23 protein-coding genes are annotated in these 21,943 nt (G+C 60.9%); 14 read left to right on the top strand and 9 right to left on the bottom strand.

Annotation, left to right across the window (positions count from 1 at the left end; genetic code table 11):
* Positions 1 to 18 precede the first annotated feature (18 nt).
* On the top strand, positions 19 to 924 hold the full coding sequence (locus I3J13_RS08885) for a LysR substrate-binding domain-containing protein (protein ID WP_059757973.1): 906 nt from the start codon (positions 19 to 21) through the stop codon (positions 922 to 924).
* Between the two features lie 63 nt (positions 925 to 987).
* On the opposite strand, the gene I3J13_RS08880 is transcribed toward I3J13_RS08885, so the two are convergent.
* Both I3J13_RS08880 and I3J13_RS08875 read right to left on the bottom strand, forming a co-directional pair.
* Positions 988 to 1,680: an SDR family NAD(P)-dependent oxidoreductase gene (locus tag I3J13_RS08880; RefSeq protein WP_078052163.1), complete on the bottom strand. Its 693-nt coding sequence runs from the start codon at positions 1,678 to 1,680 to the stop codon at positions 988 to 990.
* A gap of 10 nt (positions 1,681 to 1,690) precedes the next feature.
* Entirely contained in the window at positions 1,691 to 2,893 is a 1,203-nt protein-coding gene (locus I3J13_RS08875; protein ID WP_035225097.1) for a pyridoxal phosphate-dependent aminotransferase, read from the bottom strand.
* A gap of 448 nt (positions 2,894 to 3,341) precedes the next feature.
* On the opposite strand from I3J13_RS08875, the gene I3J13_RS08870 reads away from it, so the two are divergent.
* Genes I3J13_RS08870 through I3J13_RS08855 form a run of 4 tightly spaced genes read left to right on the top strand, consistent with a single transcriptional unit; the run spans position 3,342 to position 7,271 of the window.
* The gene (locus I3J13_RS08870; protein ID WP_236000851.1) at positions 3,342 to 4,256 is read left to right on the top strand and encodes an ABC transporter permease; all 915 of its coding nucleotides are present in this window, start codon (positions 3,342 to 3,344) and stop codon (positions 4,254 to 4,256) included.
* The gene (locus I3J13_RS08865; RefSeq protein WP_196378580.1) at positions 4,253 to 5,056 is read left to right on the top strand and encodes an ABC transporter permease; all 804 of its coding nucleotides are present in this window, start codon (positions 4,253 to 4,255) and stop codon (positions 5,054 to 5,056) included. The genes I3J13_RS08870 and I3J13_RS08865 overlap by 4 nt, the downstream gene beginning before the upstream one ends.
* Positions 5,057 to 5,081: 25 nt before the next feature.
* Positions 5,082 to 6,158 carry an ABC transporter substrate-binding protein gene (locus I3J13_RS08860; protein WP_059757965.1) on the top strand — a complete coding sequence of 359 codons (1,077 nt, stop codon included), beginning with the start codon at positions 5,082 to 5,084 and terminating at the stop codon, positions 6,156 to 6,158.
* Between the two features lie 9 nt (positions 6,159 to 6,167).
* Positions 6,168 to 7,271, top strand: a complete 1,104-nt coding sequence (locus I3J13_RS08855; protein WP_196378579.1) for an ABC transporter ATP-binding protein — start codon at positions 6,168 to 6,170, stop codon at positions 7,269 to 7,271.
* Between the two features lie 154 nt (positions 7,272 to 7,425).
* Here the strand turns inward: I3J13_RS08855 and I3J13_RS08850 are convergent, their stop codons facing one another.
* From I3J13_RS08850 to accB, 6 genes are read right to left on the bottom strand one after another with little or no spacing between them, the layout of a single operon-like run.
* Positions 7,426 to 8,193: a 5-oxoprolinase subunit PxpA gene (locus I3J13_RS08850; RefSeq protein ID WP_196378578.1), complete on the bottom strand. Its 768-nt coding sequence runs from the start codon at positions 8,191 to 8,193 to the stop codon at positions 7,426 to 7,428.
* Positions 8,194 to 8,212: 19 nt separating this feature from the next.
* Positions 8,213 to 9,217 carry a 5-oxoprolinase subunit C family protein gene (locus I3J13_RS08845; protein WP_196378577.1) on the bottom strand — a complete coding sequence of 335 codons (1,005 nt, stop codon included), beginning with the start codon at positions 9,215 to 9,217 and terminating at the stop codon, positions 8,213 to 8,215.
* Positions 9,214 to 9,927 (bottom strand): 5-oxoprolinase subunit PxpB, encoded by a 714-nt coding sequence (gene pxpB, locus I3J13_RS08840; RefSeq protein ID WP_196378576.1) that lies wholly within the window; start codon positions 9,925 to 9,927, stop codon positions 9,214 to 9,216. The genes I3J13_RS08845 and pxpB overlap by 4 nt, the downstream gene beginning before the upstream one ends.
* Positions 9,924 to 10,364: a biotin/lipoyl-containing protein gene (locus I3J13_RS08835; RefSeq protein WP_196378575.1), complete on the bottom strand. Its 441-nt coding sequence runs from the start codon at positions 10,362 to 10,364 to the stop codon at positions 9,924 to 9,926. Before I3J13_RS08835 ends, pxpB begins: the two co-directional genes overlap by 4 nt.
* A complete protein-coding gene (gene accC / locus I3J13_RS08830; protein WP_196378574.1) occupies positions 10,361 to 11,752 on the bottom strand; it encodes an acetyl-CoA carboxylase biotin carboxylase subunit in 1,392 nt (463 codons plus the stop codon). Before accC ends, I3J13_RS08835 begins: the two co-directional genes overlap by 4 nt.
* Complete coding sequence (accB, locus tag I3J13_RS08825) at positions 11,749 to 12,213, bottom strand: acetyl-CoA carboxylase biotin carboxyl carrier protein (RefSeq protein WP_196378573.1); 465 nt, start codon at positions 12,211 to 12,213, stop codon at positions 11,749 to 11,751. The genes accC and accB overlap by 4 nt, the downstream gene beginning before the upstream one ends.
* Positions 12,214 to 12,406: 193 nt before the next feature.
* Between accB and I3J13_RS08820 the strand changes: the two genes are divergently transcribed.
* The gene (locus I3J13_RS08820; RefSeq protein WP_196378572.1) at positions 12,407 to 13,333 is read left to right on the top strand and encodes a DMT family transporter; all 927 of its coding nucleotides are present in this window, start codon (positions 12,407 to 12,409) and stop codon (positions 13,331 to 13,333) included.
* Here the strand turns inward: I3J13_RS08820 and I3J13_RS08815 are convergent.
* A complete protein-coding gene (locus tag I3J13_RS08815) occupies positions 13,302 to 14,231 on the bottom strand; it encodes a DMT family transporter (protein ID WP_196378571.1) in 930 nt (309 codons plus the stop codon). The genes I3J13_RS08820 and I3J13_RS08815 overlap by 32 nt on opposite strands.
* A 198-nt stretch (positions 14,232 to 14,429) precedes the next feature.
* On the opposite strand from I3J13_RS08815, the gene I3J13_RS08810 reads away from it, so the two are divergent.
* From I3J13_RS08810 to I3J13_RS08775, 8 genes are all read left to right on the top strand, one after another.
* Entirely contained in the window at positions 14,430 to 15,317 is an 888-nt protein-coding gene (locus tag I3J13_RS08810) for a LysR family transcriptional regulator (RefSeq protein WP_003519683.1), read from the top strand.
* Between the two features lie 94 nt (positions 15,318 to 15,411).
* Entirely contained in the window at positions 15,412 to 16,365 is a 954-nt protein-coding gene (locus tag I3J13_RS08805) for a tripartite tricarboxylate transporter substrate binding protein (protein WP_196378570.1), read from the top strand.
* Between the two features lie 95 nt (positions 16,366 to 16,460).
* A complete protein-coding gene (locus I3J13_RS08800) occupies positions 16,461 to 17,129 on the top strand; it encodes a 4-carboxy-4-hydroxy-2-oxoadipate aldolase/oxaloacetate decarboxylase (RefSeq protein ID WP_196378569.1) in 669 nt (222 codons plus the stop codon).
* Positions 17,130 to 17,201: 72 nt separating this feature from the next.
* A complete protein-coding gene (locus tag I3J13_RS08795; protein ID WP_196378568.1) occupies positions 17,202 to 17,654 on the top strand; it encodes a tripartite tricarboxylate transporter TctB family protein in 453 nt (150 codons plus the stop codon).
* Positions 17,651 to 19,162: a tripartite tricarboxylate transporter permease gene (locus I3J13_RS08790; RefSeq protein ID WP_196378567.1), complete on the top strand. Its 1,512-nt coding sequence runs from the start codon at positions 17,651 to 17,653 to the stop codon at positions 19,160 to 19,162. Before I3J13_RS08795 ends, I3J13_RS08790 begins: the two co-directional genes overlap by 4 nt.
* A gap of 43 nt (positions 19,163 to 19,205) precedes the next feature.
* Complete coding sequence (gene denD / locus I3J13_RS08785; protein WP_196378566.1) at positions 19,206 to 20,192, top strand: D-erythronate dehydrogenase; 987 nt, start codon at positions 19,206 to 19,208, stop codon at positions 20,190 to 20,192.
* Positions 20,189 to 20,944 (top strand): SDR family oxidoreductase, encoded by a 756-nt coding sequence (locus I3J13_RS08780; protein ID WP_196378565.1) that lies wholly within the window; start codon positions 20,189 to 20,191, stop codon positions 20,942 to 20,944. The genes denD and I3J13_RS08780 overlap by 4 nt, the downstream gene beginning before the upstream one ends.
* Positions 20,945 to 20,953: 9 nt before the next feature.
* Positions 20,954 to 21,889, top strand: a complete 936-nt coding sequence (locus I3J13_RS08775; protein ID WP_196378564.1) for a 2-hydroxyacid dehydrogenase — start codon at positions 20,954 to 20,956, stop codon at positions 21,887 to 21,889.
* Positions 21,890 to 21,943 lie beyond the last annotated feature (54 nt).

The raw sequence follows: 21,943 nt of genomic DNA, 5'->3' as shown, positions 1-21,943 counted from the left end.
TGGGATGATCAACAGCAGATGGATATCAGGCGCCTGAAATCGTTTATCACGATTGTCGACATGGGTAGCATAACAAGAGCGGCCGATGTGCTGCATATTGCCCAGCCGGCGCTCAGCCAGCAACTGGCAAGCATCGAGGAGCATTTCCGCCAGAAACTGCTGACCCGAAGCCAGCAGGGCGTGGTCATGACCGATGCCGGCAAGGTCGTCTACAGGCATGCGCAGGTCATTTTGCGGCAGATGGAGCAGGCGCAGGCGGAGGCTCTGGAAGCGGGCGCTGTGCTTTCCGGCAAGGTATCCGTGGGCCTTGCACCCTTCAGCAGCGCCGCCACGCTTTCGCTGCGTCTGATGGAGGAAACCAAGCGGCTTCATCCCGGCATTCTGCTGCACATCACGGAAAGCGTCAGCCAGCCCTATAGCCAGATGATCATGAACGGCCGTCTGGAAATGGGTTTGATCCATGGCGTCGGGCCGATCCGGGGTGTCAAGTTCACGCCGCTGTTGCGTGAGGAATTCGTGCTGGTCGTGCATCGCAGCTTCGGCGTGGAACCGGGCGATGCGCCGATCACGGTCGCCGATCTGGCGTTTTTACCCTTCCTTCTGCCGCCGACCTATAATTTCGTGCGCCGCGCCATCAATCTCGCCTTTACCCGCAGCCGCAAGGATCTGATCGTGATGGCGGAGCTGGAATCGGTAAGGACCATCGCGCGCGGCGTGGATGCCGGGCTTGGCGCGACCATAACGCCCAAGGCCATCGCCGACCGTATCGTGGCGGAATCCAATGAGGACATCGTCGTGAGGCAGATCGCCAGCCCGATGATTGAGGAAACCTTGTCCTTCTGCGTATCGGACAATACGCCGCTCTCCGAGCCGGCACTTGCAGTGAAGGAAATATTGCTGCAACTGGCGGAGACCCTGAAATAAAAGGGTCAGGCCGGTTTTAAAGCCACGCGCAGCGCCGTTTCCCGGTGCCGCGCGTGGAAAAGATCAAAGCATTGCTTCCTTGCGGCAGTTCACCAGCAATTCGGCCACCGAAAGGTTGTTCGGCAGGCGAAGCAGGGTTTCGACCATTTCGGCGAGATCGTCCGGCTGGGTCATATCCTCGCGGCTGACTTCCGTTTCGCCAACGGTCATATCGGTTGCGATATAGCCGGGGCAAAGGGCGGTGGCACGCACGCCGCTGTCCCACAATTCCTGCCGGATGCCGTGGGTGAGGGCGACGACGGCGAATTTCGTCATGGCATAACCCACATTCGACCCTACGCGGCGTCCCGCCAGCGAAGCGACATTGATGACCCTGCCCTGTCCGGTTTTTACGAGATGAGGAATGGCGGCGCGGGTTACCCTCAGCGGACCCTTGACGTTGATGCGCCACATCTGGTCGAGGCTTTCTTCACCCGCATCCATGACCCGGACTTTGGGGTTGATGCCGGCGCAATTCACCAGCCCGTCGATCCGGCCATATCTGGCGGCAACGGCCTCAACCCAGGCCTCTGCCGAGCCAGCCTCTTCCGCATCGTAGCGATCGGCCGAAAGCCGGTCCTTTACCGCCACGGCGGCCGGATTTCTCGCTCCCGCCGCGACGGTGAAACCGGCTTCGTGAAGCCTTTTGGCGATCGCAAGTCCAAGACCCCGCGATGCGCCGGAAACCATGATGACACGGCCACTTCCTCCCAACATGCTGTTCTCCCTATTTCATTCCATTGCAGAATTCGGCGATGCGGGCGCAGCCTTCGGCAAGGTTTTCCATGCTGGTGGCATAAGAAAGCCGGAAGAAAGGGCTGAGGCCATAGGCCGCGCCTTGCACTGTCGCAACATGATGTTCGGCGAGAAGCGCCATGACGAAATCGGTATCGTTCTCGATCTTCGTGCCGCCCTTCGTCGTCTTGCCGATCAGCGCGGCAATGTTCGGGAAGATATAGAAGGCGCCTTCGGGCTTGTGGCAGCGGAGCCCCTCGATTTCCGAAAGCTTGCCGAGCACGAAGTCGCGGCGCGTCTTGTAGATATCGGCGCGCTCTTTCAGCAGATCCTGCGGGCCGTCGAGAACCGCGACGGCGGCAGCCTGCACGATGGTTGCGACACCGCCGCTGTTCTGGGTGTTGACGTTGCTGATGGCCTTGATGAGATCCTTCGGGCCGCCGCAGAAGCCGAGACGCCAGCCGGTCATGGCATAGGCTTTCGATGCGCCGTTGACGGTCAGGACACGATCATAGAGACGCGGCTCGACTTCGGCGATGGTGCAGAATTCGAAGTCGTCATAGATCAGGTGCTCATACATATCGTCGGTCATGATCCAGACATGCGGATGCCGCAGCATGACCTCGGCGATTTCCTTCATTTCCGCACGGGAGCAGGCGGCGCCCGTGGGGTTGTTGGGGAAGTTGAAAAGCAGCCACTTGGTTTTCGGTGTGATGGCGGCTTCGAGATCTTCGGCGCGCAGACGGAAACCGTTATTTTCCGGGCAAACCACCGGCACGGGCACGGCGCCCGCGAACTTCACGATATCGGCATAGCTGATCCACGACGGCGCGGGAATGACGACCTCATCGCCCGGGTCGCAGGTGGCCATGATGGCGTTGAAGATGATCTGCTTGCCGCCGCCCGCCACCAGAATCTGGCTCGGATCGTAATCGAGATTATTGTCGCGCTTGAACTTCCGCTGGATCGCGGCCCGCAGCGCCGGCGTTCCATCGGCTGGCGGATATTTCGTGTCGCCGGCAAGGGCCGCCGCATGCGCCGCCTCGACCGCGTGGGCAGGCGTCGGGAAATCCGGTTCGCCGGATGACAGGCTGATGACCTTGATGCCCTGAGCGGCGAGATCGCGGGCTTTCTGGGTCATGGCGAGCGAAGCTGACACGGTGACGTTGTTAAGGCGTTGGGCGATAGTGGGCATGGATTATTTCCGATTGTAACGGTGAAGGCAGGCATCGTCGCGACACCAGTGCATGACAAAGAGGTTACGGGAATTTTCCGCCGTTTCCCCAATACGACTTCGATGTGAGGTCATACGGGATTTTGATGCATCGCCGCCAAAATGGGGTGGGCAGTCCATATGCGTATGCGATGACCTCAGAGGAATAAAATATTATGCAGCCCGTTGGCTTAGCCCCTAAGCTTGGCTCAACAACAAGGGAACGACGCGTCGGGCAATGTTACCCAGAGAGGTAACCGGCGCGAAAATGCAGAAATATGCGACAGGCGCCGGCAAAAGACCGGATGCCTCGACAGGGAGCACACCCAGCAAATTCTAGTCATAGGGCCTGGACGATCTCGTTCGGCTCAAAGCGATGCCTCGTGCCGTATTCAACGCGACGGGAGTATAGATGTCGGATATTGCGATCATGGAACCACATGCCCCGCCACGCCGTGGAGTTTCCGGCTGGAAGGCCCTCGAGCGTCGGCTGTTTTCGCCCGGCATCCTCATCCTGCCGCTGCTGATCTTTCTGCTGATCTTTTTCTTCTGGCCGGCGGTTCGGCTGATGAGCTTCAGCGTCATGACCCAGAATTCGCAGGGGCTGATCGGCTCCCCCTTCACGCTTGCCCATTATGTCAGGTTTTTCGAGGTCGATCTTTACCAGAAGGTGCTCTGGGCGACGATCCGCATCAGCCTGATCACCTCGGCTCTTGCGGCGATACTGGCCTATCCGGTCGCGACCGTTCTCGTGCGCGGCAATATCGTCACGACCCGTATCATCACGTTGATCGTGATTGCGCCGCTTGCCGTCAGCGTGGTGGTACGTGCTTACGGCTGGCAGCTCATTCTCGGCAACGGTCCGACCGGCCTTTTGAACTACGTGCTGATGAATCTGAGCATCATAGACAGTCCCATGACGCTGCTGTTTTCGGATGCCGCCGTCATTATCGGCTCCCTGCACATTTTCTTCCCGATGATGGTGCTGCCGCTGTCCTCGGCTCTCGGAAAGATCGATCCGAATCTGCAACAGGCCGCCAGAACTTTGGGCGCGCCGACATGGAAAGTGTTCCTGCGGATCACCTTCCCGCTCAGCCTTCCAGGTCTGGTCGCGGGTTTCACGCTGGTCTTCTCTCTGGCCTCGGCATCCTACGTCATTCCCGCTCTGATCGGCGGTCCCGGCTCGCAGATGCTCGGCAACATGGTCGAACAGCAGGTTCTCGCGGTCTATGACTGGCCGTTCGGCGCCACCATCGCCACCATCCTCGTTTTCATCGTCATTCTGATCAACGCCGTCTCGATGCGGCTGCTCGGCGGGCGTCGTATCAAGGCAAGCGCGTCATGAACAACAAGCTGACCGGCACTTCCGCCATCGTCCTTTACGCGATCACCGCCGCCATGATGGTCTTCATCCTGGCTCCTATCATCCTCGTCGTCGCCATCTCGTTTTCCGACAGTTATTTCGTCACCTTCCCGCCGCAGGGTTTCACCTTCCGCTGGTATGCGGCGGTAATGCAGAATGAGGAATTTACCGCTGGCCTCACCTTCAGTGCGGCGCTGGCGGTGGCGACCACCATCCTTTCACTGGCGCTCGGCGTTCCGGCAGCCTTCTCACTCTCCCGTGGAAAATTCATCGGCCGCTCGTTGATGAAGGGGCTGCTGCTTTCGCCGCTGATCTTTCCCGTGCTGGTGACCGGCCTGGCATTGCTGCAGCTTTTCTCCGGCTATGGCTGGATGGATACCAAGCTGAAGCTTCTGATCGCCCACACCGTCGTGACGTCGCCCTATGTGATCCGCACGGTGCTGACCAGCCTCCAGCTCGTCAATGTCAGCCTCGAGGAGGCGGCGCGCACGCTTGGCGCCACCCGGTGGAAAACCTTCACCCGGGTGATCTTTCCGCAGATCGCGCCCGGCGTCGCCTCCGGTTCGATATTCTGCTTCATGGTTTCTTTCGACAATTATCCCGTTTCGATGTGGCTGGCGGATTCCGCGAACCTGCCCGTGCCCATCGTTCTCTATCGCCAGATCGGCACGGTCTTCGATCCTTCGGTCGCGACCATGTCCACCATCATCATCCTTCTGGCGGTGACCATCGTGCTCGTCCTCGACAGGCTGGTGGGTCTGCGCCGGGCAATGGCTATGTAAATCAACAACAAGAGGGGTACCGGAAATGACAGACAAGACCATCATCATGAAACGGCGCAGTTTCCTGACAGTCACCGCAGGCGCGCTCGCCACACCCTATTTCTACACCGCGGCTTCCGCACAGGACCGCACCATGTATGTCGGCGTCTATAATTCGGCGCAGGGCGGACTGATCAAGAAGGAAGTGATCCCGGCTTTCGAAAAGGAATATAAGTGCCGGGTGCTGACGACCGAAGGCGCGACGCTCGCCAACATCGCCACGCTGCGTGCCACCCGCGAAAATCCGCAATATAGCGTGATGTCGATGGACGATGTCGGCGTGCCGCAGGCCAAGGAGGAAGGTCTGATCGAGCAATTGCCGGCAGACGAAATCCCCAACCTCAAGAACGTCTATTCGCGCTATCTTTTCGAAGACAATTTCGGCGTCGGTTTTGCGATTTCGATTGCCGGCCTGTTCTATAATCCGACGACGGGCAAGCCGTTCGAAAGCTACGAACAGATGTTCGACAAGAAATATGCCCGCCGCATGCTTCTCAACACACCGAAGAACACCCAGAGCGTTCTGATGCTGATGGTGGCGGCCGCTCTTGCGACCGGCAAGCCGCTGAAGGAAGCGCAATATGATACCGATGCCGGCTGGGCGAAACTCGCCGAGCTGAAGCCGAACGTGCTCTCGATCTATGACGCGGAAGCACAGACGATGATGGTGGCGCAGGGCCAGGCGGATTTCGGCGGCATCGAGTATTCCAAGGCGGTTTATCCGCACACCAAGAAGGGCGTGCCGCTGGATATGACCTTCCCGAAGGAAGGCGCATTCACCGGCATCAATTCCATCGCGCTGGTAAAGGGCGGACCGCACCGCGATCTCGCGCTTGCCTATATCAACCGCATTCTCGATCCGGGCGTGCAGAAGATGCTTTCGGAAGCGACGCTGAGCGCCCCCTCCGTCAAGGGCATCGAGTTCGGCGCAGATACGGCGAAGTTCCTCGCCTACCCGGAAGCGAAGATGGAATCGCTCAACCTCTTCACGCCGGACTGGAAATACATCATCCCGCGCCGCGCCCAGTGGCTCGAAAAATACAACCAGACCTTTAACGGCTGAGGAACGCTGATGAAATCCGTAGAAGTCCGCCTGGAGAGACTGACCAAGCATTACAGCGGTCAGGTCGTTGCCGTCGATGATGTTTCGCTTACCGTCAAGGCAGGGGAAATCCTGGCGCTTCTCGGTCCGAGCGGATGCGGGAAAACGACTTGCCTGCGCATGATTGCGGGGCTTGTCGATCCCACCTCGGGTGAAATCGTGGTCGGCGGCAAGCCGACCACGCGCACCCCGGTTCATCGCCGCAATGTCGGCATGCTCTTTCAGAACTACGCCCTGTTTCCCCATATGACCGTTGCCGAAAACGTCGCTTTCGGTCTGGAAATGCGGGGCATCTCGAAGGCTGACCGGGAAGGGCGCGTTAAACAGGCGCTCGATCTCGTTCAGCTGCACACCTTCGGCGACCGGCTGCCGGTGCAGCTTTCCGGCGGCCAACAGCAGCGTGTGGCGCTGGCGCGCGCGCTGGTGATCGAACCTTCGATGCTGCTCCTCGACGAGCCGCTCGGTGCGCTCGACAAGGGGCTGAGGGAAAGCATGCAGGTCGAGATCCGCAGCCTGCAGCAGCGGCTTGGCCTCACCACCATCATGGTGACCCACGATCAGGACGAGGCCCTGACCATGGCGGACCAGATTGCCGTGATGCGTGACGGCAATCTCGAGCAGATCGCACCGGCCGGCGAAATCTACCAGAAGCCGCTGACCCGCTTCGTTGCGGGTTTCATCGGCGCCTCGAACTTCTTCGAGGCGAGCGTGGTAGAGCGCAATGGTCGTTCCGCAAGGTTGGTCACCGGTTCCGGCGTGCGGCTCGATGTCGAGGATATGGGGGCGGTTCAGGGCGACAAGGTCGTCGTGACCGTTCGCCCCGAAGCGATCTCGGTTTCACCGCTTGCGGTGGACGCAGGTGAAAACGCCAGCAATTCCACCACGGCGCGGGTGGAGCAGGTCGTTTATCGCGGTTTCATGCTGCATTATTATCTGCGGCTGGACAATGGCGAGCCGATGATCGCCTACCGGCAGACCCAGACGGAAGGCTTCACCAATGCCGTCAGCGCCGCCGGTGATCGGGTGAGACTGAGCTGGATGAGCGACAGCAATCACGTGATCCAGCTGAATTGATGATTTCGCGGCCGGGTCGCTCAAGCGGCCCGGTTGGCGACGGATCGAAATCCGGGCCGTATTCCATAGCCGGCAAAAATTACGGCACCGCGCTCCTGACCTGGAATGCGGTGCCGTAATTTTTGTGCTTCAGGATATGAGGGCGACTCCCGCTTCAGGCGACCACTTCGCGAGCCGGCACGACGCTGCCGCCGCAGGCTTCCACTTCGCTGCGCACCGTGCGCGCAAGCTCCAGTGAGCCAGGTGTATCGCTATGAACGAGGATCGATCTGGCGCGAACGGGGATGGTCTCGCCCTCGATGGTCGTGACCGTGCCTTTCTCGAGAAACTGGCGCACGCGTGCGCGAACTTTTCCTTCTTCCTTGATGACGGAATTGGGCAGCTTGCGTGGCACGAGCTGGCCCTTCACATCATAAGCCCGGTCGGCGAGAAAGAGGTTGAGCACTTTCAGCCCGCAATCCAGAGCCGCCTTTTCGATCAGCATGTCCGGCATCGAAAAGACGATGAGATCGGGATCGACCATCCTGATCTTTTTCATGATCCGTTCGGCAAGCGCCGCATCGCGGTTGATCATGTTGCCCATGGCGGCATGGAAGCTGATATGGGAGAGCGCGACCTCCTGCGCCCTGGCAATCGCCGAAAGCGCGCCGAGCTGGTAGAGAACCTGCTGTTCCATTTCTTCCGCATCGACGGGAATTTCGCGGCGGCCGAAGCCGAGACGGTCGGCAAGGCCCGGATGGGCGCCGACGCCAACGCCGTTCTGTTTGGCGAGACGCACCATGCGCGCCATCATTTCCGGATCGCCGGCATGGAAGCCGCAGGCAATATTCGCCGAAGAGACGACTTCCATAAGCTTCTCGTCGTCGCAGACCTTATAGACGCCGAAACCTTCGCCCATGTCGGAATTAACATCGATCTTCATGGTTCCCTCTCCGTGTTTTTCAGGATTGTCGTTTTGTGAACGTGCCGAGTGCGGCGGTGACCAGCGGCAGGGTCTTGCGGATACCCGCGAAATAGGTGTCGATTGCCTGTTCGACCTCCAGCGCCTCGCGCACCGTTGCCTGCACGAAGCGGATGCGGCTGCCGATGCGCGCCTGTCCGAGCCGCCAAAGATCGCTGTCGATGATACCAGCCATCTTGGGATAACCACCGGCGGTGTTGGCGTCGCTCATCTGGATGATCGGCTCGCCGCCCGGCGGCACCTGAACCACGCCCGGAATGACGCCATAGGAGCGCAACTCGACGGGAGCCGAAAGCATAAGTGGCGCGCCGGCAAGCCGGTAGCCGGTGCGGTCGCTCTGCGAAGTGATTTTCCAGGCTTCGGACCAGAAACGTTCCGCACCTTCGCCGAAAAGATCATGTTCGGCGGCGGGAATGGCTCTCAGCAGCAATTCGCCATTGTCGGATACCGGAAACATGTCCGGCATCGCCTCCGCAAGCGGCATGACGCCGAGGCCGCTTGCCGGCAGCGCCGGTGGTTCGGATGGCAGGACGGACAGCCTGTCGCCGGTGGTAAGGTGGCGTCCCTCATGGCCGCCGAAGGAACCGCGAAGCGAAGTGCTTCGTGATCCCATCACCACCGGAACGTCGACGCCGCCCTGAAGGCAGAGATAGGCGCGTGCATTTTTCATGGGCGTCGAAAGCTCAAGGGTTTGCCCCTTCTCGGCTCTAACGCACCAGTAGGGCGGCAGATCGGCACCATTGAGCCGGGCGGCGCAATCCGCACCGGTTACGGCGAAGGTCAGTGCCTCTTCGAATTCGATGCGGAACGGAAAGGTCTGGATTTCAATGGCAGCAGCATCCTCGCCGTTGCCGACAAGAATATTGCCGACCCTGAGCGCGATGGGGTCCATCGCGCCCGTGGCGGTGATGCCGATATTGCGGTAACCGGCGCGACCGAGGTCCTGCACGGTGTTCAGCGGACCGCAGGCAAGAATATGGATCATAGTTCGATCCTTTCAGGAAGGAAACGAACGCGGTCACCGGGCGCCAGCACCGCCGGCTGTTCGGCTGCGGCGTCGAACATGGTGATTTCGGTGAAGCCCAGCGAGTTCCAGCCATTCGGCCCGGTCAGAACCGAGATGCCGGACTGCATGCCGCCAATCGTCACCATGCCCTTCAACATGCGAAGCGACGGGACTTTCTTGCGCGGCATGAAAATGCGCGGATCGAGACCGCCGAGATAACCGAAGCCCGGCGCGCTGCCGACGGCGAAAACCGTATAGGTCCGCTCGAAATGCAGGCGCACGACTTCCTTGTCCGGCAGGCCGGAATAATCGCAGATCGCCGCAAGGTCGATGGCGTGTTCACCGCCATAGGTCGTCGGCACTTCGATGGTCTTGCCCAGAAGATCGAGCTCCGCCGTCCTTTGCCAGATGTCGAGAAACTCATCCTGCAAACGCCCGGCATCTTCAGGCGTGCCGCGCAGCACGATCAGCAGGTTGGTCATGCCGGGTATGAGTTCCAGCACCTCGGGGCGGTCCTTCAATGCGCGCGTCAGCGCCCAGATACGCCGCTGGGCGGGCAGGTCCAGCTCGCCGGGCGCTTCGATCAGAAACGTCTTGTTGCCGATCATCGAGATTTTCGGCAGACCCAGATGGGCGGGGGTGAGGTGGGGCGTTTTCAGCGGGAGGTTGCTCATCGACGTCACCATCATGTTTCGGTCTTGAGAAGGGTGGAGCCATAGCCGACAAGCGTGCTGGTTTCCGCCGCGATTTCGCTGACGGTGCCGGCTTTTTCGGCAATGACCGGAACGATCACGGGGCCTGCCGCCACGAATGCGACGATCTCACCTTTCGCGACGGATTGTCCTGTCCGAACCGCCCGATCGGGGCGCTGCGGATGGGCGGGTGTGAAGATGCCGGCCATCGGCGCGCGGGCGAGGATATCCCCCGCCTTTACCGGCACTTTCGCGGCTTCGATGGGCCGCTGCGCGGCAGGGGCCTGACCGCCTGCCATGGCGACGATCTTCAATGACCCATCCGGCGTCTCTATTTCAATGGCGGAGACATTGTTGTGCTCGAGGTGAGCAGCAAGATCGGCAATCGTGCCGGGCTCGCTGTAGCGGGATATGGAAACAGGCTGTCGCTTCACTTTGCACTCCGCGCTGCAAGCCAATGCTCGAGGTAATGAATATCCGTGCCGCCTTCGGAAAAGGCCGGGTCCTGCAATATTTCCCGGTGCAGCGGCAGGTTGGTGGAAACGCCTTCGATGCGCATTTCGCCAAGCGCGCGCCGCATGCGCAGGATCGCCTGTTCGCGGGTCGGCGCATGGACGATGAGCTTGGCGATCAGCGAATCGTAATGTGCCGAAACCCGATAACCCGCTGTCACATGGGTATCGACCCGCACGCCGGGGCCGCCCGGCAGGTGAAGCACCGTAATCAGGCCGGGGCAGGGAATGAAGCTATAGGGGTCTTCGGCATTGATGCGGCACTCGATGGAGTGGCCTTCGCAGACGATATCCTCCTGCGAAATCTCAAGCGGATGGCCGAGAGCGACGAGAAGCTGCTGGCGCACCAGATCCACGCCCGAGGTCATTTCCGTGACCGGATGTTCGACCTGCAGGCGGGTATTCATCTCGATGAAATAGAATTCGCCATTCTCGTAAAGAAACTCGAAGGTGCCGACGCCGCGATAACCGATCTGGCGGCAGGCTTCGACGCAGCGATTGCCGACGAAAGCCGCGACATCGGGCGGGATGCCGATGGCCGGACCTTCTTCGACGACCTTCTGGTGGCGGCGCTGCATGGAACAATCGCGCAGCCCCACCCAGACCCCGCCGCCCTGACCATCGCAGAGAACCTGAATTTCGACATGGCGCGGATGTTCGAGGAACTTCTCGATATAGAGTTCCGGCGTGCCGAAGGCCCGGCTCGCCTCCTCCCGCGTGACGAGAACGGCATCCTGAAGGGCGGAGGCCTCGCGCACGACACGCATGCCGCGCCCGCCGCCGCCGCCGGCCGCCTTGACGATGACGGGATAACCGATTTCGGCGGCGATTTTCGAGACTTCGGCCATGTCATCCGGCAGGGCGGAATCGGGGCCGGGCACGCAGGGAACGCCGGCCTCCATCATTGCCCGCTTCGCCGCGATCTTGTCGCCCATGGTGCGGATGGCGTCGGCGCGCGGGCCGATGAAGACTGCCCCCGCCGCCTCCACGGCTTCTGAAAAAGACGCTCTTTCGGACAGAAAACCATAACCGGGGTGAACCGCGCCAGCGCCGGTCAGCTCCATCGCAAGCAGTATGGCCGGCGCATTGAGGTAGCTCTGGCCGGGAGAGGCCGGGCCGATGCAGATGGCGGTATCGGCAGCCTTCAGATAGTCGGCGTCCTTATCGGCTTCCGAATAGATCATGACGGTCTTCAGACCGAGCTCACGGCAGGCGCGCTGCACCCGCAAGGCAATCTCGCCGCGATTGGCGATCAGGACGCTGTCGAATGCTCGTGTCTCAGCCACCTTTGGGAGTGTCGCATCCATCATTCGAACTCCAGCACCGGCTGTCCAAGTTCGATGTCTTCGCCGTCATTGGCGATAAATCTGGCGATCCTGCCGCTTCGTTGGGCCCTCACGGTGTTGAACACTTTCATCGCCTCGATGATGAAGAGTTCCTGCCCTTCCTTCACCTCGTCGCCGGCTTCGGCGAAAGGCGCCGCACCCGGGCTCGGGGCGCGATGAAAAAGGCCGAATGAGGGTGCTGCGACGATGCCGGATGACGCCGGTGCGGCTGCGGCGGATGCCGGCGCCTGTTCTTCGGCGCGGGGTGTCTCGGATGCCGTTTCGGCTACCGGAACGGGCCGTGGCTGCGATGATGGTGCCTGCGGTGAAACGGCATTGTTTTCGCGGATGATCCGGACCGTGGTTCCCTCCTGGCTCACGGTCAATTCGGACACTCGCGAAGAGCCGACGAACTCGATCAGTTTCTTGATCTTTTCCAGATCCATATTGGTTTCCAACGTCTTTTTTGTCCCCACGACGGCAGGCGGGCGGAGCGGAATCCGCACCCTGTCCATCAGCAATAGCTACCATGGAGGCGGGATTGATGGGGTCAGACGAAGTTCCTATGGACATTGCTTTCCGGTTTGATATCCCGCCGCCGCGTGGTGAAACGGTTCGAAGACTCCGAAGGAACGAACCATGGAACCCCGCAAAGGCATTCTCCTCAAAATCTCCGCTGCGCTTGCTCTGGTGCTGATGGGCGCCTGCATCAGCAGCCTCAGGGGCGAAATACCCATCGGGCAGGTCGTCTTCTTCAGGTCGGCGGTGGCCATGTTGCCGCTCTGTCTGTGGATGGCGGCGCAGGGCGGTTTTCGAAGGCAGATGGCCACCAGCCATATTGGCGGTCATCTGGTGCGGAGTTTTTCCGGCACCGGCGGCATGGTCTTCAGCTATCTGGCGCTCGCCTATATTCCGCTGGCCGACGCGACGGCCATCAGCTACGCGACACCGCTCTTCACCGTCATTCTGGCGGTGCTGCTTTTGAAGGAAGTCGTCAGGATTTACCGCTGGACGGCGGTTGTTGTCGGGCTGTGCGGCATCGTGCTGATCCTGTCGCCGCATTTTTCCTTCGATGTTTCGGATGTCGCTTCCGGTTCCGGCGTCGCCATGCTCGGCGGTCTGTTCGGTCTGGCGGCTGCTTTTTTCTCCGCCATATCGATGATCCAGATCCGGCATCTGACGCAGACGGAAAATACCGGCGCGATCATCTTCTATTTCACCCTGCTCACAACCGTCATCGGCTTTGCCAGCATTGGCATGGGCTGGAAAATGCCGACCGCGTGGCAATGGACCCTGCTGATCGGCACCGGTCTCATTGGCGGAACCGCGCAGATACTGGTGACGCTCAGCCTGCGTTATGCCGAGGCCTCGCTGCTGGCGCCGTTCGATTACACCACGATGATCTGGGCGCTGTTGATCGGTTATGCCTTCATGGATCAGGTCCCGGCCCTGACGACCATTCTGGGGGCTTCTATCGTGGTTGCCGCCGGTTTGTTCACGCTGTGGCGGGAAAGGCGGCTGCACAAAAAGCGTGTTACGGAACAGCTGACGCTGTCGGCTCCCTGACGGCCTGTTTCGCCAGCCGGTTTTCGCGCCACATCGCAAAAAGGCCGGCGGCGATGACAGTCAAGGCGCCAACGATGGTTGCACCCGTCGGCACTTCGGCCATGAAGAGATAACCGAGGGCGATTGCCCATATCATCGTGGTGTAATCGAACGGCGCAAGCAGCGAGGCCTGGGCGTGGCGCAGGCTGAGCGTCATGGCGATCTGGCCGATGCCGCCGGCAAGGCCGCCGCCAGCGAGCAGCAGGAACTGGTGAAAATCCGGCATCTTCCATCCAAATCCGAGCGTGGCGAGGCCGGCCACCACACCCGTCAGCGTATAGATGAGCACGATGCGCGACGGCTTTTCAATGCTGTTCAGATGGCGGACGGCGATGGAGGAAAAGGCCGCGCAAAGCGCACCGGTCAGCGCCAGTGCGGTTCCGATCATCGCGACCCTGTCGATTTGGGCGGGGCCTGAGGCGGCATCGAAGATCAGTTTCGGCGAGAGCGTGATGAAAACGCCGATGAAACCGGTCAGCACGGCGGACCAGCGATATATCCGCACTTTTTCGCCAAGCAGCAGCGCCGCCAGCATGATGGTGAAAAGCGGTGTCGTGTAGCTCAGCACCGTCACATTCACCAGCGGCAGATAGGCGAGGGCGAGAAAGCCGAAGAACATGCCGCCAAGCCCGGCCGAGCTGCCCGCAAGCAGGCTGCCGATGTTCTTTGCGGCCGGCACGGTTATCCGCTCCGAGGAGGCAATGAACCAGAGACAGAGGGGAATGAGGGCAAAAAATCCCCGGCAGAAGACGACTTCGCCGACGGGGATCGCCCCGTCCAGGCCCTTCACGCAGGCGGACATGACTGTGAATGCCAGCATGGCCGTCAGCTTGAGCAAAATTCCGGTCTTAGGATTCATCCCGCTCCCCATAGCAGCCAGGACCGTGCCATGGGGAAGACATTGGGAAAAGCCTTAGCCGGCTGTCATAAGAATCTTGTCTTACCCCATCACTCCCCTGAAGACCGGCAGGACCACCGCACGGCGCTTTTCCCCTAGGCCTCCGCGGTGATTTGGTGTCATGATCGCATCTCGAACCGGCGGGAGGTTTAAGCGGGCATGTTGGATTTGCGCAGGCTGCGATATCTGGTCGCGATTGCCGATTGCGGCTCCATGTCGGCGGCGGCGCGGCAATTGGGGATAGCCCAGCCGGCGCTCAGCCATCACATTACGGAACTGGAACGGCTGGTGGGTTTTCCCGTGCTGCACCGGCTGGCGCGGGGCGTGAAGGCGACGGAAAAGGGTGAAGTTCTGCTTTCCCATGCGCGAGAGATTACCGAGAAGGTGCGGCAGGCGGAGGCGGAAATCCGGGCCATGGCCTATCTGGATGAGCGGGTGATCCGGCTGAGCCTCATTCCCTCCTGGGCCACGGCCTTTGCGCCGAGCATCATCAGCGAGGTTGCCGCTTCGATGCCCAAGGTTTCGCTGCGGCTGATAGAGGCGCGCAATGACGAATCCCTGCGGCTCATTCGTCTCGGCAAGGTGGATATGGCCGTTGCGCTGGTGGGAGCGGAGGACAAGGCCGACGACCTCATCGTCAAGGAGAGCCTGTTTGCCGTTTCTTCAAGGCCTATCGGCCGGTCGATGCCGCTTGAGGCTGCGGCAGGGCTCAACCTGATCCTGCCGCCGAAGGACAATCCGCTCCGCATATCGATCGACGAGGCCGCCGCCCGTGCGGGAATAACATTGAACGTGACCATGGAGATCGACGGACAGGATACGATCAAACGCGCCGTCAGCGCCGGCATCGGTGCGACGATCCTGTCATGGAATTCGGTGCAGCAGGAGCAGGAAGCCGGTCAGCTTCAGGCCGCGCATATTACCGAGCCCGTCATTTATCGCTCCATCCATCTGCTGAAGGGCAGGGAGGTGGATGAGCGAACGTTCAGGCTGTTCCGCGACCTTTTGCGGGCGGTCGCAAGACGCGAACCGGCATCCAACCCATAAACGATCTGTATGGGTAAATTGAAAACTCGGTATTTGTATTGTTGATGGCTTCTTCCTAGCCTCCCCGGTGAAAGCGTATCGGGGAGGAAAAGATATGCGTTTGAAGACATCTCTGTTTGGCATGCTGGCGGCGGCGGGAATGCTGGCTGCGGGAGGGGCGGCGGCGGAATATCCGGAGCGGCCGGTGACGCTCGTCATCGGTTATCCGGCCGGTGGCGGCACCGATATCCAGTCGCGGGCGCTGGTGCCCTATCTCGAAAAATATCTTGGCACATCCGTTGTGGTGGAAAATCGCGAAGGCGCTGGCGGGCTGATCGGAGCGACCTATATCGCCAATGCGAAGCCTGACGGTTACACCATCGGCGCGCTGAATTTCCCGTCGATGTATTCGCCGATCGTGCAGGGCAATGCCAGCTACAAGGAAGAGGCCTTCACGCCGCTCGCAAACCAGATCGGTGGCGATCTGGCGCTGACAGTCAACAAGGTGTCGCCGATCAAGACCGCCAGGGAATTCGTGGAGGCGGCCAAGGCGAACCCGGTCGTCGTCGGCGTGACGGGTATCGGTCATCCAAGCCAGATCACCGCGCTGCTGTTTGAAGAGGCGGCGGGCGTGAAGCTCAATTTCGTGCCCTTCAATGGTGGCGGGCCGGCACGGCTTGCCATGCTCGGCAACCACGTGACGCTCGGTTTCATGAACCTCAACGAGGTCTTTGCCGACAATCGTTCCGGCGCGCTGCGTGTGCTCGCGACCTCCGGTGCCGAGCGTTCGCCGCTTTCGCCTGATGTGCCGACCTTCAGGGAAGCCGGCTACAATGTTCAGTTCAGCCTGCTGGCGGGCTTCGGCGCGCCGAAGGGCTTGCCGGCGGATGTGGAGGCAAAGTTGGTCGATGCCTTCCAGAAGGCGCTGAAGGACCCGGATTATCTTGCCGATGCCAAAAAGCGCGAGCTGACGATGCTGCCGCTGACACAGGCCGAATTTGCCGAGGCGCTCAAGAAGGGCAACGCCAATCTGGCCGAGCTTTGGAAAAGCAAGCCCTGGACAAAATAAGCGGCCCGTACCGACCGCTTCTCTCACCCCCACCAAATGACGCCTGGGCCGGCCAGCGGCCCTGCTATGACCCACTGTTGAAAGGAATCCGGCCAATGGCCCATGTAATCCGCAATTTCCAGCGCCCTTCCAGAGCCGATATTGAGGCGATCGGCAAATTCAGCCCAGCCACGATTCACGAGGCGCAAGGTAAGCTCGGCGCTCTCGATTATCGCATCAAGCCGATCAAGCCCGGCCTGAAAATCTGCGGCCCGGCAATCACCGCGAAATGCCATATCGGCGATAATCTGATGATTTTCGAGGCCATCAATCTGGCGAAGCCCGGCGATGTGCTGGTCATCGATGGCGGTGACAATCCCAATCAGGGCGGCTTCGGCGATGTGCTGGCTGCCGCCTGCATCGGCAAGGGCATTGTCGGTTTCGTGGTCAGCGCCGCGGTGCGTGATGGCAAGGGGCTGCGTGAGATCGGTTTCCCGGTGTTCTCGCTCGGGCTTTGCATGAAGGGAACCTCCAAGGACACGCTCGGCACCATCAACCATCCGGTCGTGGTCGGCGGTGAACTGATCAGCCCCGGCGATATCGTCTGCGGCGATGATGACGGCGTCGTGGTCGTTCGCGAGAAGGATATCGCGAAGCTCGTCAAGGCCTGCCGGGAGCGCGACGATCACGAGAATCACATGATGGAACTGCACCGGCAGGGCAAGATGGATATCGAGGATCGCTACGACATGATGCGCTCGAAAGGATGTGTCTGGGCCGATTGAGTCAGTGATTAAACGTTGGATACGCCGTGTCGGGAGGCACGGCGTATTCCTCGATGAGGAGGGGAAATAATCATGGCCGAAAACGGCTCGAAACTAACGGCGAATATTCTGTCGGGGGCCTTCTTTCTGGCGGCCGCCGCCGGGCTTTATTATGGCGCGCGGCCGCTGAGCATGGGCACCAATTTCCAGCCCGGGCCCGGCTATATGCCAACGGTCATAGCGGCTTTGATGTTCGCGCTGGGTATCGCGCTGCTTTTGCAGGATCTGCTGGGAAAGACACCGTCCGAAGCCTGGGTGGCGCCGAAAATGCGCCCGTTTCTGGCGGTGGCCGGCATTGCCGGTTTTGCGCTGCTGATCGAGCCATTGGGCTTTATCGCCGCTGCCTTCGTCCTCATCGTGCTCGCCTGCATCGCTTATGGCAGGATCCGGCCGGTTGAGGTTCTGCTGCTTTCCGCCGTGCTCATCCTCGCCTGCATTCTCATTTTCGTTGTGGGCCTCGGACAGAGGATACCGTTGCTGCCATGACCGATCTTCTTTCCAATATCGTTCTCGGTTTTGGCGTGGCCGTCACACCCATCAATCTTTTCTATTGCCTGCTGGGTGTCACGCTCGGCACGATGATCGGCATCCTGCCGGGCATCGGCCCTTCCGCCACCGTCGCGCTGCTTCTTCCGATCACCTATACGATGCCGGACACGGCGGCGCTGATCATGCTCGCGGGCATTTTTTATGGCGCGCAATATGGCGGTTCGACCACGGCGATCCTCGTCAATCTGCCGGGTGAATCCTCATCCGTCGTCACCTGCATCGATGGATATGCCATGGCCCGGCAAGGCAGGGCGGGTGTGGCGCTGGCCACGGCGGCGCTCGGGTCGTTTTTTGCCGGCACGGTGGCGACGGTCCTGATCGTCGTTGTCGCAAAGCCGCTTTCGGCCATTGCGCTTGCCTTCGGCCCGGCCGATTATTTCAGTCTGGTGATCTTCGGGCTGCTATTTGCCGTGTTCCTGTCCAGCGGATCGCCGGTCAAGGCGGTCGGCATGGTCGCCTTCGGTATCGCGCTCAGCCTCATCGGCATCGATCCGACATCTGGTGAGCAGCGCTTCACCTTCGGCATGGCGGAATTGTTCGACGGCATCGATTTCGTCGTTCTTGCCATCGGGTTGCTAGGCGTAAGCGAAATCCTCTTCAATCTGCAGCAGGGCGTGGAGCGGGATGCGGGAGCGGTAAAGACCGGATCGCTGATGCCGACGCGGGAGGATTTCAAACAGGCTTTCCCCGCCGTCCTGCGCGGCACGGCGCTCGGTTCTTTCCTCGGTGTGCTGCCCGGTGGCGGTGCGATCATGAGTTCTTTCGCGAGCTACGCGCTGGAACGCAAGATCGCCAAGGATCCATCCCGTTTCGGCAAGGGCGCAATCGAAGGGCTCGCAGGGCCGGAAAGCGCCAATAATGCCGGCGCGCAGACCTCCTTCATTCCGCTGCTGACGCTCGGTATTCCCGCCAACGGCCTGATGGCGCTGATGGTTGGCGCGATGATGATCCAGGGCATTACGCCGGGACCGGAGGTCATGCAATCGCGGCCCGATCTTTTCTGGGGGCTGATCGCCAGCATGTGGGTGGGCAATCTTCTGCTGCTGGTGCTGAACCTGCCGCTGATCGGCATCTGGGTCCGCCTTCTCGGCATTCCCTATCGCTTCTTATGCCCGGCCATTTTGATGTTCTGCGCCATCGGGGCCTATGGCCTGTCCTACAGTGTCGTGGATGTTCTGTTTTGCGCGGTCTTCGGCATTGTCGGCTTCTTCCTGCGCAAGATCGGCTGCGAGCCGGCACCGCTGGTGCTGGGCTTCGTTCTCGGTCCGCTTCTGGAACAGAATATGCGCCTTGGGTTGCTGATTTCGCAGGGAAGTTTCTCGACATTCGTCACCCATCCGATCAGCGCCACCCTGCTCGCCTTGTCCGGCATGGTCGTTATCATGATGGCGATGCCGGCGATCATGCGCCGTCGCGAGGTGGTGTTTCAGGGTGATGACGACTGACGATCAATCGAGCCGGCGCGGTCGGCCAAACAAAGGTGAAACAATGCATATTCTGATAATCGGTGCCGCCGGAATGATCGGCCGCAAATTGACGCAACGTCTCGCTTCTGACGGAGCGATTGGCGGTGCGAATATCACCGAAATGACCTTGACGGATGTTTTCGAGCCGGTTGCGCCGAAAGGCTTCGGCGGCACACTGACCGTCGAGCGTAGCGATCTGTCGAATGCCGGCGTCGCCGAAAAGCTGATCGCCAAGCGACCGGATGTGATCTTCAACCTCGCCGCCGTGGTTTCGGGCGAGGCGGAGGCCGATTTCGAGAAAGGCTATCGCATCAATCTCGATGGCGGGCGTTCGCTGTTCGAGGCCATCCGGCTGGAGCATCAGAAGGATGGATACAAGCCGCGTGTGGTCTTCTGCTCGTCGCTCGCGGTTTTCGGATCGCCATTCCCCAAGGTGATTGGCGACGAGTTCCTGCCCGCACCGCTAACCAGCTACGGCACGCAGAAGGCGATCGTGGAGCTGTTGCTTGCGGATTATAGCCGTCGCGGTTTCTTCGATGGCGTCAGCATCCGCCTGCCCACCATCTGCATCCGCCCCGGCAAGCCGAATGCGGCCGCCTCCGGCTTCTTCTCCAATATTCTGCGCGAACCGCTGGTGGGCCAGGAGGCGGTGCTGCCCGTTGCCGATACCGTGCGCCACTGGTTCGCCAGCCCGCGTTCGGCCGTCGCCTTCCTGCTGCGTGCCGCGAGTGTCGATCTCTCCGGGCTTGGTGTTCGCCGTAATCTCATCATGCCGGGGCTTTCGGCCACGGTGGCCGATGAAATCGAGGCCCTGCGCGCCTTTGCCGGGGAAAAGGCTGTGGCGCTTATCAAGCGCGTTCCCGACGAGCGTATCATCCGGATCGTCGACGGCTGGGCCGAGGATTACGATCCGCAGCTTGCGCTGTCGCTCGGCTTCCGGGCGGAAACGTCCTTTGCCGAAATCATTCAGGCGCATGTGGAAGATGAGCTGGAGGGGAAAGCAGCATGAGTGATGGAAAGATCGCGCTCGTCACGGGCGGAGGAACAGGAGTCGGCAAGGCGATTGCCGAGGCGCTTCTGGAAGATGGTTACAGCGTCGCGATCACGGGGCGGCGGCGTGAGGTTCTGGACGCCGCCGTCGGCGAATGGCGCGAACATCGAGACCGTGTTCTGGCCGTCGCGGCCGATATTTCCGTTCCGGCCGATGTCGAACGGCTGTTTGCGGAGGTCACCGGACGTTTCGGCCGTCTCGACCTTCTGGTCAATAATGCCGGCATGTCCGCACCGGCTGTCCATATCGAAGACGTGCCGTTCGAAACCTGGAACGCGGTGGTCGGGGCCAATCTCACGGGCGCCTTTCTCTGCACCCAGGCGGCGTTTCGCCAGATGAAGGCGCAATCGCCGCAGGGCGGGCGCATCATCAATAACGGCTCGATTTCGGCCACCACGCCGCGGCCGCGTTCGGCGCCCTATACCGCGACCAAACACGCGATTACCGGCCTTACCAAGTCGGCCGCGCTGGATGGCAGGGCATTCAACATCGCCTGCGGGCAGATCGATATCGGCAATGCCAGCACCGAAATGACGCGCGCCATGGCGACCGGCGTGCTGCAGGCGGATGGCAGCACCGCCGTCGAACCGACCATCGATGCCAGCATCGTCGCCCGGGCCGTGGTGCATATGGCCTCGCTGCCGCTCGAGGCGAATGTGCTGACCATGACGGTGATGGCGAGCGGCATGCCTTTCGTCGGTCGCGGCTAAGGAGCGCGCATGAAGCCCGATCTTCTGCAAACCTACCCGCTTCAGCCACAGATAGAAGCCGAACTGCAAAAGCGCTTCCGGGTCCATCGCTGGCACGAAATATCCGACAAACAGGCGTTTCTGCAGGCGGAGGCGACTTCGATAAAGGCTGTCGTCACCGGCGGCCATATCGGCCTCGCCCCTGATCTCGCCGCCTGCCTGCCCGCTCTCGAAATCGTCGCCATCAACGGCGTCGGTTTCGATAAGGTCGATCTCGATCAGGCCCGCGCGCGCGGCTTCAGGGTCACGAACACGCCGGACGTGCTGACCGAGGACGTCGCCGATCTCGCCATCGGCCTTTCCATCATGCTGCTGCGTCAGCTCGTCAGCGCGGATCACCATGTTCGCTCGGGGGAGTGGAAAAAAGCCGAGATGCCGCTTGGCAACAAGGCCTCGCGGCGGCGTTACGGGATTTACGGGCTTGGCCGCATAGGCCGCGCCATCGCGGCGCGGCTGGAAGCCTTCGACGCCGAGATTTCCTATTTCAGCCGGCGGAAACAGGACGTGGCCTATGGTTATCATTCAACGGCAGTTTCGCTCGCAAGCGCCTGCGATGTCCTGATCGTCGCGGCGGCGGCGACGCCGGAGACCAGACACGCGATCAACCGCGAGGTGCTGGCGGCGCTGGGGCCGGACGGCGTGCTCGTCAATGTCGCCAGAGGATCGCTGGTGGATGAAAAGGCGCTGGTCGATATTCTTGTGGCAGGCGGGCTGAAGGGTGCGGCGCTCGATGTTTTCGAGAACGAGCCGCATGTTCCCGAGGCGCTGATCGGCATGCGCAATGTCGTTCTTGCTCCGCATATCGGCGCTGCGACCCATGAGACGCGGCTTCAGATGGGCGCTCTGGTTCTCGCCAATCTGGATGCGCATTTCGCAGGACAGGACCTGCCGACGGCGGTGGTCTAGAATGTGCCGGTGGCCGGCATGGGGGATGCATGCCCCGCCGGCCGGATTGCCGCA

The sequence above is a fragment of the Agrobacterium leguminum genome (genome assembly GCF_015704895.1).
GTDB classification, from domain to species: domain Bacteria; phylum Pseudomonadota; class Alphaproteobacteria; order Rhizobiales; family Rhizobiaceae; genus Agrobacterium; species Agrobacterium leguminum.
The sequence above is the reverse complement of the archived record's forward strand: the minus strand, read 5'-3'. Positions and strand labels throughout refer to the sequence as shown.

Bases quoted from the DNA above. Each gene is read 5' to 3' on its own strand.
- I3J13_RS08855 (WP_196378579.1), top strand. From the start codon at position 6,168: ATGAAATCCGTAGAAGTCCGCCTGGAGAGACTGACCAAGCATTACAGC.
- I3J13_RS08820 (WP_196378572.1), top strand. From the start codon at position 12,407: ATGGAACCCCGCAAAGGCATTCTCCTCAAAATCTCCGCTGCGCTTGCT.
- I3J13_RS08790 (WP_196378567.1), top strand. From the start codon at position 17,651: ATGACCGATCTTCTTTCCAATATCGTTCTCGGTTTTGGCGTGGCCGTC.
- I3J13_RS08800 (WP_196378569.1), top strand. From the start codon at position 16,461: ATGGCCCATGTAATCCGCAATTTCCAGCGCCCTTCCAGAGCCGATATT.
- I3J13_RS08775 (WP_196378564.1), top strand. From the start codon at position 20,954: ATGAAGCCCGATCTTCTGCAAACCTACCCGCTTCAGCCACAGATAGAA.
- pxpB (WP_196378576.1), bottom strand. From the start codon at position 9,927: ATGATGGTGACGTCGATGAGCAACCTCCCGCTGAAAACGCCCCACCTC.
- accB (WP_196378573.1), bottom strand. From the start codon at position 12,213: ATGGATCTGGAAAAGATCAAGAAACTGATCGAGTTCGTCGGCTCTTCG.
- I3J13_RS08865 (WP_196378580.1), top strand. From the start codon at position 4,253: ATGAACAACAAGCTGACCGGCACTTCCGCCATCGTCCTTTACGCGATC.
- denD (WP_196378566.1), top strand. From the start codon at position 19,206: ATGCATATTCTGATAATCGGTGCCGCCGGAATGATCGGCCGCAAATTG.
- I3J13_RS08850 (WP_196378578.1), bottom strand. From the start codon at position 8,193: ATGAAGATCGATGTTAATTCCGACATGGGCGAAGGTTTCGGCGTCTAT.
- I3J13_RS08780 (WP_196378565.1), top strand. From the start codon at position 20,189: ATGAGTGATGGAAAGATCGCGCTCGTCACGGGCGGAGGAACAGGAGTC.
- I3J13_RS08805 (WP_196378570.1), top strand. From the start codon at position 15,412: ATGCGTTTGAAGACATCTCTGTTTGGCATGCTGGCGGCGGCGGGAATG.
- I3J13_RS08810 (WP_003519683.1), top strand. From the start codon at position 14,430: ATGTTGGATTTGCGCAGGCTGCGATATCTGGTCGCGATTGCCGATTGC.
- I3J13_RS08795 (WP_196378568.1), top strand. From the start codon at position 17,202: ATGGCCGAAAACGGCTCGAAACTAACGGCGAATATTCTGTCGGGGGCC.
- I3J13_RS08860 (WP_059757965.1), top strand. From the start codon at position 5,082: ATGACAGACAAGACCATCATCATGAAACGGCGCAGTTTCCTGACAGTC.
- I3J13_RS08815 (WP_196378571.1), bottom strand. From the start codon at position 14,231: ATGAATCCTAAGACCGGAATTTTGCTCAAGCTGACGGCCATGCTGGCA.
- I3J13_RS08870 (WP_236000851.1), top strand. From the start codon at position 3,342: ATGGAACCACATGCCCCGCCACGCCGTGGAGTTTCCGGCTGGAAGGCC.
- I3J13_RS08885 (WP_059757973.1), top strand. From the start codon at position 19: ATGGATATCAGGCGCCTGAAATCGTTTATCACGATTGTCGACATGGGT.
- I3J13_RS08880 (WP_078052163.1), bottom strand. From the start codon at position 1,680: ATGTTGGGAGGAAGTGGCCGTGTCATCATGGTTTCCGGCGCATCGCGG.
- I3J13_RS08845 (WP_196378577.1), bottom strand. From the start codon at position 9,217: ATGATCCATATTCTTGCCTGCGGTCCGCTGAACACCGTGCAGGACCTC.
- I3J13_RS08875 (WP_035225097.1), bottom strand. From the start codon at position 2,893: ATGCCCACTATCGCCCAACGCCTTAACAACGTCACCGTGTCAGCTTCG.
- accC (WP_196378574.1), bottom strand. From the start codon at position 11,752: ATGATGGATGCGACACTCCCAAAGGTGGCTGAGACACGAGCATTCGAC.